This window comes from Caulobacter sp. DWR2-3-1b2, from assembly GCF_049896345.1.
Classification (GTDB): domain Bacteria; phylum Pseudomonadota; class Alphaproteobacteria; order Caulobacterales; family Caulobacteraceae; genus Caulobacter.
The window spans coordinates 63,725-76,477 of the sequence record NZ_JAFCUC010000005.1 but is presented as its reverse complement, the minus strand read 5'-3'; the positions used below and the strand labels follow the sequence as shown (position 1 = coordinate 76,477).

The following is a 12,753-nucleotide window of genomic DNA, read 5'->3' as shown; positions in this document are numbered from 1 at the left end:
GACTTTAAAGCCGTTACTTATTTCGTCGTTATGTCAGAAAGTGCCATAGTTGCCTGGAAAAGGCGCGATGTGGCTAGCCGTAGGGGGCTGTTCCTTGGCCACAATCGCGCCCTATTCAACTTAAGCTCAAGCTAACCTACCCGCCAGCCATCTTGCGGAAGAACTTCTGGCCCTGTTCGCCGCCGTTGAAATAGGCCTTCTGGCCATCCTCTGCGGCGATCTGGCCCCAGCAGTCGCGCACTTCTTCGGCCGACAATCCGCCTTCACCCAGATAGACGCCTTCGGTCTCGTAGATCCGCGACAGGGCGAAGGCGCCGGCGCCGGCGGTCAGGATCGCGCCCGTCGGGGCGTCTTCCGACACCAGATAGACGACACCCGGCGTCACATATTCCGGCTTCAGCTTCTCCAGCACTTCGGGCGGCATCAAGCCTTCGGTCATGCGGGTGGCGGCGACCGGGCTGATGGCGTTGATCTTGATGTTGTTCTTGCCGCCTTCCAGCTTCAGCGTGTTCATCAGGCCCAGAACCGCCATCTTGGCCGCGCCGTAATTGCTCTGGCCGAAATTGCCATACATGCCCGAGGACGAGGTGGTGACGACGATGCGGCCGTAGTTCTGGGCCTTCATGATGTCCCACACGGCCTTGATAGGCTTGAAGGTGCCGAACACATGGACCTGGATCACGGCCTCGAAGTCGGCCAGCTCCATCTTGGTCAGGGTTCGATCGCGAAGGATGCCGGCGTTGGCGACGAGGATGTCGATCCGGCCCCACTTTTCCATCGTGGTCTTCACAAGATCAGCGACGCCGGCGTCGTCGGTAACGGAAGCGCCATGGGCGATGGCCTCGCCGCCCGCGGCTTCGATTTCCTTGACCACGTTCAAGGCCGCGTCAGATGAGCCGCCCGAACCATCGACACTGCCGCCTAGATCATTGATCACGACCTTGGCGCCGCGCCGCGCCAGCTCCAGCGCATGCTGTCGGCCCAGGCCGCCGCCGGCCCCTGTCACGATCGCCACCTGACCGTCGAACCGGATGTCGTCCGCCATGTTCGTATCTCCCTCAAACGCGTGTTTGGTTTGGCGCGTTTGTGCGGCGCGAGAGACAGAGCGTCAAGAGAGGCGTGTCCTCCGAGGGACCGCTGCGCGGGCGCCTCGGGATGGGGAGCGCTGTTGCTCTGGATTCCTCATCCTGAGGTGCGAAGCGAAGCCGAGCCTCGAAGGACGCACCGCGCGCTACGCCTTCTGCTTTTCGCCCCCGGCCACCGGCGGCTTAGGCTGGTCGCGCTTGATGCCGGCCTTTTGGCCCGGCTTCATGAACTTAACCAGCACGCGCTGGCCGACCAACAGCGGGGCGCCGTCGGCGGTGACAACCACCTCGACCACGCGCTCGTCGCTGCGCTGGCTGGGGTCGTCCGAGGACAGCTTGCGCGCCCCGAACACGACGGCTCGTCGCAGCACCTTGCCGACATAGGTTTTGGTGGGGTCGCCCTCGGGCTGGATCTCGATCTCCTGGCCGACGGCGACATTAGGGATGTCTGCCTCGACGATCTCGGCGCGGACGATGCGGGCGGTCTGCGGTTCCAGGTCGAACATCGGAGTGACGTTCAGGGTCGAGACGCCGGCCCCGGGATTGGCGTAGCGGCGGGCGATGCGGCCGTTCGCCGGGGCGCGGATCACCGTCAGTTCCTGGTTGTAGCGGGCCTGGGCCAACTGGGCGGAGGTCACCTGGATGGCGGCCTGTTGGGCGGCGATGTTGGCGTTGGCCGCGGCGATCTGGTCCTGGGCCGCGTCGAGCCGCTGGCCGGCCACGAAATTGGCCGTCGACAGGGTCTGCAGGCGCTTGAATTCGCGCTGGCCGGTGCGCAACTGCACCTGATAGACGGCGATCTGGGCGCGGGCCGAGGCCAGGCCGGCCTCGGCGGTGGCGGCGGCCAGGCGGGCGTCGTCGTCTTCCTGCTTGGCCAAGGGCTGGCCGGCGACCACGTCCTGGCCTTCCTGCACGTACACCTCTCGGACGATGCCCTGGCGGCGCGCGGCCACCTGGATGATTCCGCCCTCAACGTCAGCCTTGCCGTTGGCGATGGCGCCGTAGGGGCTGGGCTCCTCCTGGGCGGCGGCGATCTCGAGCTTCTTCTTCTTCTCTGCCGCCTGGCCCTTCATGAAGAACACGCCGCCGACCACGGCGGCGATGATCACGATGACGATCCAGAAGGCGGGACGACGCAGGAACGCGGGCATTTGGCAGTTTCCCCAGAAAGTCAGTGGCTAAGCGGCGCGGGATTGGCGTCGGGCGTTCTACGCACGTCGTCCAGGATCCGGCCGTCTTCGATGTGGATGACGCGGTCGGCATAGGCCTCGAGGCGCGGGTCGTGGGTGACGCAGATCACGGCCGCGCCGCGATCGGTGGCGGCGGCGCGCAGCAGGCGGATGACGATCTCGCCGCTTTTCCCGTCTAGCGCTGAGGTGGGCTCGTCGGCGAAGATCAGGTTGGGGTTCTTGGCCAGGGCGCGGGCGATGGCGACGCGCTGCTTCTCGCCGCCCGACAGTTCCGACGGCCGCTGGTTGACGCGCGGGCCAAGGCCCACCTCTTCCAGCGCCGCCTGGGCGCGGCGGGCGCATTCGCCCTTGCCGACACCCTGGTACTTCAGGGCCGTCATCACTTGCTGCTTGGCGGTGAGGGCGGGGAACAGGTTGAAGCCCTGAAAGATGAAGCCGCAGTGATCGAGGCGGAACTTGTCGATCTTGCCCGCCGGCAGCTGCCACAGATCCTTGGCCTCTAGCGCCGAGACCTTGCCCTCGTCGGGACGGAGCAGGCCCGACAGGGCGGCCACGAGGGTCGACTTGCCCGAGCCCGACGGCCCCATGACCATGGTCACGTCGCCATGCTTGGCGTCGAAATCCACGCCCTTGAGCACCTCGATGAAGGTGCGGCCGGTCTTGAAGCGCTTGACCAGTTGCGTGGCCGAGAGGGCGCTCTCGCCGCGCTTGTGGCTGTGATCGGCGATCATCGCAGGAGGTCCGCAGGTTGGCTGTTTTTCAGGACGCCCAGCGACAGGAAGCCGGACAGCATGGCGATCAGGATCAGGAACACCGCGACCACGCCGACCAGTACGGGTGGGAAAGACATCGGCACGCCGCCGGCCGTGGCGACCAGCGAAACCAGCCAGGTCAGCAGGGCGGAGGCGAACACGCCGACGATCCCGACCCAGAAGCTGAGCTCCAGGACGATGTTACGCAGGTCGCCGATCGACACCCCCAGAGCGCGAAGCGAGGCGAACTCCTTGATATTGGCCATGATCGCCCCGCGCAGGGTCTGCCAGGTGATGACCACCCCGATCAGCAGTCCCAGGAAGGCCGAGAAGCCCAGGATAATCCCGATGATCTGGTCGTCGAGCATGGCCCCGGAATTGGCGTCGGCCAGTTCCTGGCGGGTCCAGGCGCGAAACTGGCCGTCGCCCTTCTTGTTGAGCTGGGCGGCGACGATCTCGGAGCGGGCCGGATCGCGGATCTGCACCATCAGCGGGCCGACGCGCTGGCCGGTGTCGGCCTCGCCCAACATCCGCAGGGTGTCGCGCGACATCACCAGCGTCGGTTGGATAATGTTGGGATAGCCGGTGGTGACCACGCCTATGGTGACGGTCTTGCCGTTGTAGATGGCCTTGTCGCCCTTCTTGACCCCCAGGCGCTTGAGAGCGGTCTGATCGACCGCAACCGCGAACGGCTGGCGCAGGGCCTCGATCATGGTCTCGCTATAGTCGGTCGGCACGGTGACGAAGCCCGGAATCGCGTCGATCACCGTGACATTGACGAACTCGCTCTTGCGACCGCCGCCAGCGACCTTGTTGCCGCCCTTGGCGGCCTGCTTGGCGCGGGCGTCGGCCTTGGCCTGGTCCTCGGGCGACAGGATGTTCTGGAAACGGCCGCCGGAGCCGTCGAGGGGCGCGACCTGAACGACCTCGGGGTGGCTGTAGACCAGGGGGATCATCCGCCGAGGCAGGCCCGAAGGGCCGCCGAACAACGCCTTGGCGCCGGGGCCCAACACCATGATGTCGGCGCGGGAGCGGTCGATCTGGGCGGTGAAGCCCTTGCCGATGCCGACGAAGATGCCGACCTGGGCCAACACCAGCAAGCCGGAGAACGCCAGGGCGACAACAGCCGCCATGTATCTACGCCACTCGTACAACAGTGTGGCCAAGGCCAACGACATGCGCGCTACGCTCCACCCCAATCAAGGGTTGCAGCAATGGACGGCGATCTTCAAGCGGCCAAGTTAAATCGAGGTAAGGCGAGCGAAGCGCGTTCCGCGACCGCCGGTTTGCACGATTTGGCGGCCTCGCGCCGAAGCTGTCGATACGCGGCGCCGCGCCCCTTAGGCCGGTTGTCGCGTCGAGGGCGAGCTTTGTATCGGTGGCGTAACAAATTGAAAAACGGCATGTTTTTCGCAGATCGAACGACCGCGTCGGCAAATCCGGCGTGGGCGTTCGGCGCAGGGGCCGGCGCTCTCATCGCAAGGAGAGCATGGTGACCATCTCCACCGTGGGGTCTTCCTCGCTATTGCAGCAACTGCTGCAGGCCAGAGCGGCCGCGTCCTCCCAAACCGCCAATGACGACGACGCCTCCAGCCCGTTCCAGGCCACCGGACAGAACATGCCGACCGGCGGCTAGAACGGTTCGCCGCCGCCGATGCAGGGCTGGTCCTCGTCAAGTCAAGGTTTCAGCGCCGACACATCAGCGTCGTTGCTTTCAACCCAGCAGACCAGCCAGACCGACCGCGCCGCCTCGATGTTCGCCGACGCCGACGGCGACGGCACGGTCACCGCCGATGAACTGTCGATCGCCATGGCCGCCCACGCGCCCAAGGACCTGCCATCGGATGCGCCCAGCGCCACTGACATGGCGGCGAACATGCTCGCCGAGAGCGATTCGGATGGCGATGGCTCGCTTTCGCTCAGCGAGTTCCAGGCCATGAAGCCGCAGGGTGGCCCGCATGGCCCGCATGGCCCGCACGGTCCGCCGCCCAGCGACGACTCCAGCGCCAGCACACAGGCCTCGACCTCGACCTCGACCGACCCGAACGGCGACGGCGTGGTCTCGGCCAGCGAATTGGCCACGAACCTGACCTCGTCCTTCGACAAGCTGGGCTCGGAGGTCTCCAGCGACGCGTCGGACCTGATGCAGAAACTGTTGGCCCAACTGACCAGCAACCTCAGCAGTTCGACCACCTCCTCCGCGACTTCGGTCGACATCGCCGCCTAAGGCCCCGCGCCCGAGGGGCGAGCAGAACGCTCGGCCCCTACGGTTCTCCGCGCATAGCGCTTGCGCCCCGTCCCTTAATCATAGTCATTTGGCCCCTTGGACGGCGTCGCGGGGGCGTCGCCGCATCAGTTAAGGTCCTCAGTCTTGATCTTCCTTCCCGAGAACGTCCAAGCCCTGGCGGGCGTGGCGCTGATCCTCGGCCTTTGCTGGCTCGTCTCCGAGAACCGCAAGCGCTTCCCGTTCGTGCTGGCTGTCTGCGCCATCGCCATCCAGCTGATCCTGGTCTTCGTACTGTTCAAATTGCCCGCGACCCGCAACGCGCTGCAGGGCGTCAATGGCGCCGTCGAGGGGCTGGCTTCGTCGACCCAGGCCGGCACCAACTTCGTGTTCGGCTATCTGTCGGGCACGACGCCGCCCTATGCCGAGACCAATCCCGGCGCTGGCTTCCTGTTCGCCTTCCGCGTGATGCCGGTGATCCTGGTGGTCTGCGCCCTGTCGGCGCTGCTGTGGCACTGGGGCATTCTGAAGCTGATGGCCAAGGGCCTGGGCTTTCTGTTTCAGAAAACACTGGGCCTGCGCGGCCCGCCGGCCCTGGCCACCGCCGCCACCATCTTCATGGGCCAGATCGAAGGACCCATCTTCATCCGCGCCTATCTGGAGCGTTTGACCCGCTCGGAGCTGTTCATGCTGATCGCGGTCGGCATGGCCTGCGTCTCGGGCTCGACCATGGTGGCCTACGCCACCATCCTGCACGACGTCTTGCCCAACGCCGCCGCCCACGTGTTGGCCGCCTCGCTGATCTCGGCCCCGGCCGGGGTGCTCCTGGCCCGGATCATGGTGCCCGGCGATCCCAGCGAGAAGTCCGAAGACCTGGACCTGGCCGAGGAAGACAAGACCTATGGCAGCTCGATCGACGCGGTGATGAAGGGCACCACCGACGGGCTGCAGATCGCGCTGAACGTTGGCGCCACCCTGATCGTCTTCATCGCCCTGGCCACCATGGTCGACAAGATCCTGTTCGCCCTACCCATGGTGGGGGGCGAGCATCTGAGCATCGCCCGGGTGCTGGGCGTGGTCTTCGCGCCCCTGGCCTGGTCGATGGGCATCCCCTGGAAGGAAGCCGGCAGCGCCGGCGGCCTGCTGGGCGTCAAGCTGATCCTCACTGAGTTTACGGCCTTCATCCAGCTGGCCAAGACCGGGCCGGAACTGCTGGATCCCCGCACGCGGATCATCATGACCTACGCCCTGTGCGGCTTCGCCAACATCGGCTCTGTCGGCATGAACGTCGCCGGCTTCTCGGTGCTGGTGCCAGAGCGTCGACAAGAGGTGCTGGGCCTGGTCTGGAAGGCGATGATGGCCGGCTTCCTGGCCACCTGCCTGACCGGTTCGCTGATCGGCCTGATGCCGCGGGCCTGGTTCGGGTTGTAAGGGCCTTTCCTTCCTAGGCGGAACTAAAGCATCCTCCCGGTCAAAAGCCGGGAGGATTTCTTTTGAAGCTCTATGACAGCCGCCGCGCCCCCAATCCTCGCCGCGTTCGCTGGTTCATGGCCGAGAAGGCCATCGAGGACATCGAGATCGTCGATGTCGATATCTTCGGCGGTCAGCACCGCCAGCCGGAGTACCTGGCCAGGGCCGGACTGCCCAACGTGCCGGCCCTCGAGATGGACAACGGCCAGACGATCACCGAGTCGGTGGCCATCTGCCGCTATCTGGAAAGCGTTTATCCAGAGCCCAATCTGTTCGGCGAGGAAGCCTGCGAGGTCGCCGTCATCGAGATGTGGTCGCGGCGCGCAGAGATGCTGGTCGCCACGCCGTTGATGATGTCCGTGCGCCATGCCCATCCGGCCCTTGCGGCGATCGAGACCCAGGTTCCCGAACTGGCCGCCAACGGCCGCGCCACAGCCGAGAAGGGCCTGAAGATGCTCAACCGTCGCTTGGCGGAGAGCGAATTCATCGCCGGCGATCGGGTGACCATGGCCGACATCCTAGCCGCCACCGGCATCGACTTCGCGCGGATGGTGCGTTTCCGGCCCGATCCAGAGCTGATCAATCTGAACCGCTGGCTGGCGGCGATGATGGCGCGGCCTGCGGCCAAGTCGGGGGTGTAGAGGCTCAGCGCGGCCTGGTCTTCTTGATCACGCCCGAGAAGTTCAGCATCGGCGAACCGCCCGTCGAAATCAGCCCGCGCACGAACAGCAGCGAACCGCCAGCCTTGGTGACCTCTCCTATCGATTCCACCAGGTCGCCGGTCCGCGCCGGGCCGAGGAACTCGCCGTTCAGGCTGACCGTGACGGCCCGCACGTCCTTCAGATGCGCCCAGGATATCGAGAACAGCGAATAGTCGGCGAAGGTCATCATGCAGCCACCGTGCATGAATCCGCCGCCGTTCATGTGGCGGGCCTCGGCGCGGAAGGCGCTGCGGACCACGCCGTTCTTTTCCCTGAAGTAGAAGGGCCCGGTCTGGTCCTCGAAGGCGTCCATGCCGGCCCAGGTGCGCCAGCCGGCCCATTCGCCGTCGGTCACTGGCTTGGGTCCGTCCCAGATCTCGTTGCCGCCGTCCATTGACCGTGCCCCTTGCGTTGTCTTTGAGGACCTAAGGCCGGCCTGGGCCGGAGGCAAGCGGCCACGCTCGCGCTGCTGACAGATTCGTGGCATTCCTCCGCCCATGAGCGATCCGATCCCACCATCCTCCCCGATCCAAGACACCATCCTGTCGCAACTGGCCGCCGTGGCGGCGGGCAAGTCGATAGACCCGATGTCGGTCGCCAAGACCGTCGAGCCCGTGCGCTGGCAGCGCCTACTGGGCCATGTCCGCACCAACGCCATCGAACTGGCCCGCGAGGGCAGGATCGTCATCCTGCGCCACAACAAGCCGGTGAACCCGGAGAAGTTTCGCGGCGTCTATCGCCTGCGGATGCGGATGGAAGGCGATCCCACCAGCTTCGAGGATGTCGTGGACGACGGTGCGATCGACGGCGGCGGCGAGGAATAGGACCCACGCGCCACACGCCCTCGGTCGTCCAGTCGCGCTTGTGCGATGGCGCGGCGCGCCTAACTCCCGTCCATGCCACTAGACGCTCTTCTCGCTGACATCGCCGCCTGCCGGGCCTGTGCGCCGTATCTTCCGCACGCCCCGCGACCCGTGGTGCGGGTTGCCCAGGGCACGCGACTGCTGATCTGCGGCCAGGCTCCGGGGAGGCTGGTGCACGAGACGGGGTTGCCGTTCAACGACCCCTCCGGAAACCGCCTGCGCGACTGGATGGGGATCGACCGCGAGACCTTCTATGGCCGGCCAGAGATCGGCGTCGCGGCCATGGCTTTCTGCTTTCCAGGGACCAGTCCTAAGGGCGGCGACTACCCGCCTCCGGCCCGCTGCGCGGCGTTGTGGCGACCTCAACTGCTGGCGGAGCTGCCCCAGGTCGAGCTGACCCTGCTGGTCGGGAGCCATGCTCAAGCCTGGGAGCTGGGCTCTCGAATGAGGGGAAGCATGACCGATACCGTCGGCGCCTGGCGCGACTATCTCGACGACGGCTTGTTGCCCCTGCCGCATCCGTCGTGGCGCAACAGCGCCTGGCTGAAGCGCAATCCGTGGTTCGACGCCGAGGTGGCGCCCTATCTTCGCCGTCGCGTGGCGGGCATTCTGGCGTCATGAACCGTCGGAACCTGCTCCTCAACGCGGCCTGTGTCGCGGGCCTGGCCGCCTGCGCCCCCATCACGCAACGCGCCGGCCCAGGCTCGTTGGGCTTTCGAGGCCCGCGCCTGTTGGCCGACGGCATGGTCAGCTTCGATGGTCAGACCCTAGGCCTGCAACGCTGGCTGCCGCCGGAAGGGACGCCTGTTAGACAGGTGATCGTCGCCCTCCACGGCATGAACGACTATTCCAACGCCTTCCACCTGGCCGGCCCGTTCTGGGCGGCGCAGGGGATCGCGACCTATGCCTTGGACATTAGGGGCTTTGGCCGCTCGCCCGACCGCGGGGTCTGGGCGCCGATCGCGCTCTCCGTCGAGGATGTGCGCACCGCCGTGGCCCTGGTCCGCGAGGCCCATCCTGAGTCCAAGGTCGCCTTGGCCGGCGTCAGCATGGGCGGCGGGCTCGCCATCGCGGCCATGGTGTCGGATCGGCCGCCCGCCGCCGACCGCCTCCTGCTGTTCGCCCCCGCCGTCTGGGGCTGGTCGGCCCAGCCTCTGCCCTACAAGACCAGCCTGTGGATCACCGCCCACACCACGCGCGGCTGGGTGGTTAAGCCGCCCGAATGGCTGGTCAAGCGCGTTCAGCCCACCGACAATATCGACGAACTGCGCCGGATGAGCCGCGATCCGCTGATGATCTGGGGCGCGCGGTCGGACACCCTCTACGGCCTGGTCGGACTTATGGAGAAGGCTTGGTCGTCGCTCGGCAAGGTGCAGGTCCCGGTCGCCTATTTCTACGGGGCCAAGGACCAGATCATTCCCAAGGAGCCGACCATGGAAGCGGCTCGACGGCTGAAGCCCGACGACCGCTCGGCCTATTACGCCGAAGGCTGGCACCTGCTGTTGGTCGACAAGCAGGCCGAGGTGGTCTGGCGTGACGCCGCCTCCTTCCTGAAGGACCCGCTGGCCGACCTGCCGTCCGGCGCCCCGCCGATCCCCGGCGCGCCGACCGCGCCCAATGTTGTGCGGACGCAGGCTGCGTCCTCGGGCGGCTAGGGCAGGGGTTGTTCCCCCTCGCCCTAAAGCGTACACGCTGCACAAACTTTCTGACTAGGGCAGGACTGACGGCATGACCTTGTTCGATTCCCCGGATTTCGAGGGACACGAAGGCGTTCACGCGTTCTTTGACGAAAAATCCGGCCTCAAGTCGATCATCGCCATCCACTCCACCGCCCGCGGCCCCGCCGCCGGCGGCTGCCGCATGTGGGATTACAGCAGCAGCGAGGCCGCAGTGACCGACGCCCTGCGCCTGTCGCGCGGCATGTCCTACAAGAACGCCATGGCCGACCTGCAGTTTGGCGGCGGCAAGGCCGTGATCATCGGCGACGCCCGCAGCCAGAAAACCCCCGAACTGTTCGAAGCCTTCGGTCGGGCCGTCGACAGCCTGGCCGGCCGCTATTGGACCGCGGAGGACGTCGGCGTCTCGCCCGCCGACCTGGTCAACACCCGCCGGACCACGCGCTATGTCGCCGGCCTCGAAGGCCACACGGGCGCCTCGGGCGATCCGTCCCCGGTCACCGCCGAGGGCGTGTTCCGTGGCGTTCGCCTCTGCGTCCAGCGCGCCCTGGGCCGCGATCTCAAGGGCGTGAGGGTCGCCATCCAAGGCGTCGGCCATGTCGGCGCCTATCTGGCCGAAAAGCTTCACGCTGCGGGGGCTCAACTGATCATCGCCGACGTCAATCAACAGGCTTTGGAGCAGGTCGCCGCCGCGACCGGCGCCCAGATCGTGCCGACCGACGCCATTTTCGACGTCGACGCCGACGTCTTCGCCCCCTGCGCCCTGGGCGGCGCGATCTCGACCACCACCTTGCCGCGCTTGAAGGTCAAGGTGATCGCTGGCGGCGCCAACAACCAACTGGCCGACGCCACCATCGGCCAGGCGGTGTTCGAGCGCGGCATTCTCTACGCGCCTGACTACGTCATCAACGGCGGCGGCATCATCAATGTGGCCGGCGAAATCCGTGCCTTGGAAGCCGGCGTTGCGTTCGACCCACAGTGGGTCGCGACCAAGCTGGACCGCCTGGCCCAGACCCTGGGCGAGGTGCTCGACCACTCCCTGGTCGACAATCGCCCCGCCAATCTGGTGGCCGACGAGATCGCCCGCGCCCGGATCGCTTCTGCGCGGGGCTGACCTTTCCAACGCGGCAAAATTGTCATGGATCAACCGTAGATCGCATGCGATTCTTGTCTTAGGGTTTCTCGGTAGCCGGCGCCCAAGCAAGGCGCCGGGGCGGATCGGGAAAACCAGCCATGAAGTTCGCTCTGCGCGCCCTGCTGCTTGGATTGCTCGTCGCCGCCGCCCAACCCGCCTCGGCGGCCGACCGCTGGCTCAAAGCTGCGACGCAGCACTTCGTGGTCTATGGCGCGATTGACGAGCCGAAATTGCGAGAGGCGGCGTCGGACCTTGAGCGTTATCACCGCCTGCTGGCGGGCGTGATGCACATGGACAGCCAGGCGACCGTGGCCCGTCTCGACATCTATCTTGTGTCTGACCATTCGGATCTCGAAAAGGTCTTGCCGGGCCTGGATCGCAATGTGGTGGGGTTCTACAAAGCCGGCCCTGGCGGACGGTTCGCGTTAGCCACGTGGGACGCCCGCGACCGCGACCAGGCGCGCCATGTCCTGCAGCACGAATATGCTCATCACTTCATGCAGCAGTATTTCACCTATCCCTACCCGACCTGGTTCACAGAGGGTTTCGCCGAGTATTTCGCCACCGCCACGGCGCAGGGCGAAACCATCCAGCTCGGCGCCGCCGCGCCCATGCGCGTGGCGTCACTCGAAAACCGGCCATGGATCACTCTGGACACTCTCCTGGCGCCCAAATCCGGGCAAGCCGCCGGTGAGATGGTCTATGCACAGGGCTGGCTGTTGACCCACTATCTACTGCGCGATCCGGTCCGCGCCGAACAACTGCAAACCTATTTCAGCGCCCTGCGCGGGGGCCAGGCCGAGCCGGAGGCCTTCGCGGCCGCCTTCAAGACCGACAAGCCCACGCTGCAGCGGCAACTTACCAGCTACGCCCGCTCGGGCATGACTTACACCATAATCCCCATCAAGCCGCTCGCCCCCGCTGACATGACGGTGACCGCGCTGTCGCCGGCCGCCAAGGATCTGCTGCTGCCGTCGCTGCGCCTGATGCAGGGGCGACATGGCGAGACCGACGATCAGGCGGCGGCGATCCTGGCCACGATCACCAAGAGCGCCGCCAAATATCCCGGCGATCCCCTGGCGATCCGCACCCAGGCTCACGCCGAGCAGGTGTTCGGTGACCCTTCGACCGCCGTGGCCACGCTGAAAGGCGCGGACATCGTGAAGGACGATCCCTATAGCCAGTATTTGCTGGGGGTTTCCTATCTCTCCGTCGCGCGTCGCGATCCGGCCCAGAAGGCCGGCGCGACCGCTGAAGCCAAGAAAGCCTTCGCCCGTGCGGTCAAGCTCGATCCCAGCTTCTACCCCGCCCTCTATCGCTACGCCCGCACGCTGCCGCCCGAGAGCGAGACCGTAATCGACGTCTTGGTCCAGGCCCATCTGCTGGCCCCCCAGGTCGAGCAAATCCGCATCGACGCTGTGCTCGCCCTGCTGCGAAAGGGCGAGTACGACACCGCAGGCGCGCTGATCGAGCCGCTGGCCCGCTCGCCGCACATGAACCTGAATGTCGCGGCCGCCCAGGTCCTCGCCGAGAGCGCCACCGCGCACAAGGCGCCGCCCAATGATCAAGTTCTCGTCAAGGAAGCCCACGGTCGGATGGAAAAAGCGACGAGCGATAACGAAAAATAAAATCCGGGTAATATTGACTCTCTAAATTA

Annotated in this window: 14 protein-coding genes; 9 read left to right on the top strand and 5 right to left on the bottom strand. The window is 66.1% G+C overall.

Annotation, left to right across the window (positions count from 1 at the left end):
- Nucleotides 1–136 precede the first annotated feature (136 nt).
- The 4 genes from ACP694_RS14255 to ACP694_RS14240 all read right to left on the bottom strand — a co-directional run bounded on the left by ACP694_RS14255 (nucleotide 137) and on the right by ACP694_RS14240 (nucleotide 4,205).
- On the bottom strand, nucleotides 137–1,045 hold the full coding sequence (locus ACP694_RS14255) for an SDR family NAD(P)-dependent oxidoreductase (protein ID WP_426013402.1): 909 nt from the start codon (nucleotides 1,043–1,045) through the stop codon (nucleotides 137–139).
- Between the two features lie 186 nt (nucleotides 1,046–1,231).
- Nucleotides 1,232–2,236: an HlyD family secretion protein gene (locus tag ACP694_RS14250; RefSeq protein ID WP_426013401.1), complete on the bottom strand. Its 1,005-nt coding sequence runs from the start codon at nucleotides 2,234–2,236 to the stop codon at nucleotides 1,232–1,234.
- 20 nt (nucleotides 2,237–2,256) lie between these two features.
- Nucleotides 2,257–3,006 carry an ABC transporter ATP-binding protein gene (locus ACP694_RS14245; RefSeq protein ID WP_426013399.1) on the bottom strand — a complete coding sequence of 250 codons (750 nt, stop codon included), beginning with the start codon at nucleotides 3,004–3,006 and terminating at the stop codon, nucleotides 2,257–2,259.
- Complete coding sequence (locus ACP694_RS14240; protein WP_426013397.1) at nucleotides 3,003–4,205, bottom strand: ABC transporter permease; 1,203 nt, start codon at nucleotides 4,203–4,205, stop codon at nucleotides 3,003–3,005. Before ACP694_RS14240 ends, ACP694_RS14245 begins: the two co-directional genes overlap by 4 nt.
- Nucleotides 4,206–4,519: 314 nt before the next feature.
- Between ACP694_RS14240 and ACP694_RS14235 the strand changes: the two genes are divergently transcribed.
- The 4 genes from ACP694_RS14235 (at nucleotide 4,520) to ACP694_RS14220 (ending at nucleotide 7,362) form a co-directional block, all read left to right on the top strand.
- Complete coding sequence (locus ACP694_RS14235) at nucleotides 4,520–4,663, top strand: hypothetical protein (protein ID WP_426013396.1); 144 nt, start codon at nucleotides 4,520–4,522, stop codon at nucleotides 4,661–4,663.
- Nucleotides 4,664–4,735: 72 nt separating this feature from the next.
- Nucleotides 4,736–5,254 (top strand): calcium-binding protein, encoded by a 519-nt coding sequence (locus tag ACP694_RS14230; RefSeq protein WP_426013394.1) that lies wholly within the window; start codon nucleotides 4,736–4,738, stop codon nucleotides 5,252–5,254.
- Nucleotides 5,255–5,401: 147 nt separating this feature from the next.
- Complete coding sequence (locus ACP694_RS14225) at nucleotides 5,402–6,682, top strand: NupC/NupG family nucleoside CNT transporter (RefSeq protein WP_426013787.1); 1,281 nt, start codon at nucleotides 5,402–5,404, stop codon at nucleotides 6,680–6,682.
- 62 nt (nucleotides 6,683–6,744) lie between these two features.
- Nucleotides 6,745–7,362 (top strand): glutathione S-transferase family protein, encoded by a 618-nt coding sequence (locus ACP694_RS14220; protein ID WP_426013392.1) that lies wholly within the window; start codon nucleotides 6,745–6,747, stop codon nucleotides 7,360–7,362.
- A 4-nt stretch (nucleotides 7,363–7,366) separates the two neighbouring features.
- Here ACP694_RS14220 and ACP694_RS14215 read toward each other — a convergent pair whose 3' ends face one another.
- Complete coding sequence (locus ACP694_RS14215; protein ID WP_426013391.1) at nucleotides 7,367–7,816, bottom strand: PaaI family thioesterase; 450 nt, start codon at nucleotides 7,814–7,816, stop codon at nucleotides 7,367–7,369.
- Nucleotides 7,817–7,919: 103 nt separating this feature from the next.
- On the opposite strand from ACP694_RS14215, the gene ACP694_RS14210 reads away from it, so the two are divergent.
- The 5 genes from ACP694_RS14210 (at nucleotide 7,920) to ACP694_RS14190 (ending at nucleotide 12,724) form a co-directional block, all read left to right on the top strand.
- Nucleotides 7,920–8,246: a DUF3253 domain-containing protein gene (locus ACP694_RS14210; protein ID WP_426013389.1), complete on the top strand. Its 327-nt coding sequence runs from the start codon at nucleotides 7,920–7,922 to the stop codon at nucleotides 8,244–8,246.
- 72 nt (nucleotides 8,247–8,318) lie between these two features.
- A complete protein-coding gene (locus ACP694_RS14205) occupies nucleotides 8,319–8,906 on the top strand; it encodes a uracil-DNA glycosylase family protein (RefSeq protein WP_426013387.1) in 588 nt (195 codons plus the stop codon).
- The gene (locus ACP694_RS14200) at nucleotides 8,903–9,940 is read left to right on the top strand and encodes an alpha/beta fold hydrolase (protein ID WP_426013386.1); all 1,038 of its coding nucleotides are present in this window, start codon (nucleotides 8,903–8,905) and stop codon (nucleotides 9,938–9,940) included. The genes ACP694_RS14205 and ACP694_RS14200 overlap by 4 nt, the downstream gene beginning before the upstream one ends.
- 73 nt (nucleotides 9,941–10,013) lie before the next feature.
- Nucleotides 10,014–11,075: a Leu/Phe/Val dehydrogenase gene (locus ACP694_RS14195; RefSeq protein WP_426013384.1), complete on the top strand. Its 1,062-nt coding sequence runs from the start codon at nucleotides 10,014–10,016 to the stop codon at nucleotides 11,073–11,075.
- Nucleotides 11,076–11,194: 119 nt separating this feature from the next.
- Nucleotides 11,195–12,724, top strand: a complete 1,530-nt coding sequence (locus ACP694_RS14190) for a collagenase (RefSeq protein ID WP_426013382.1) — start codon at nucleotides 11,195–11,197, stop codon at nucleotides 12,722–12,724.
- Nucleotides 12,725–12,753 lie beyond the last annotated feature (29 nt).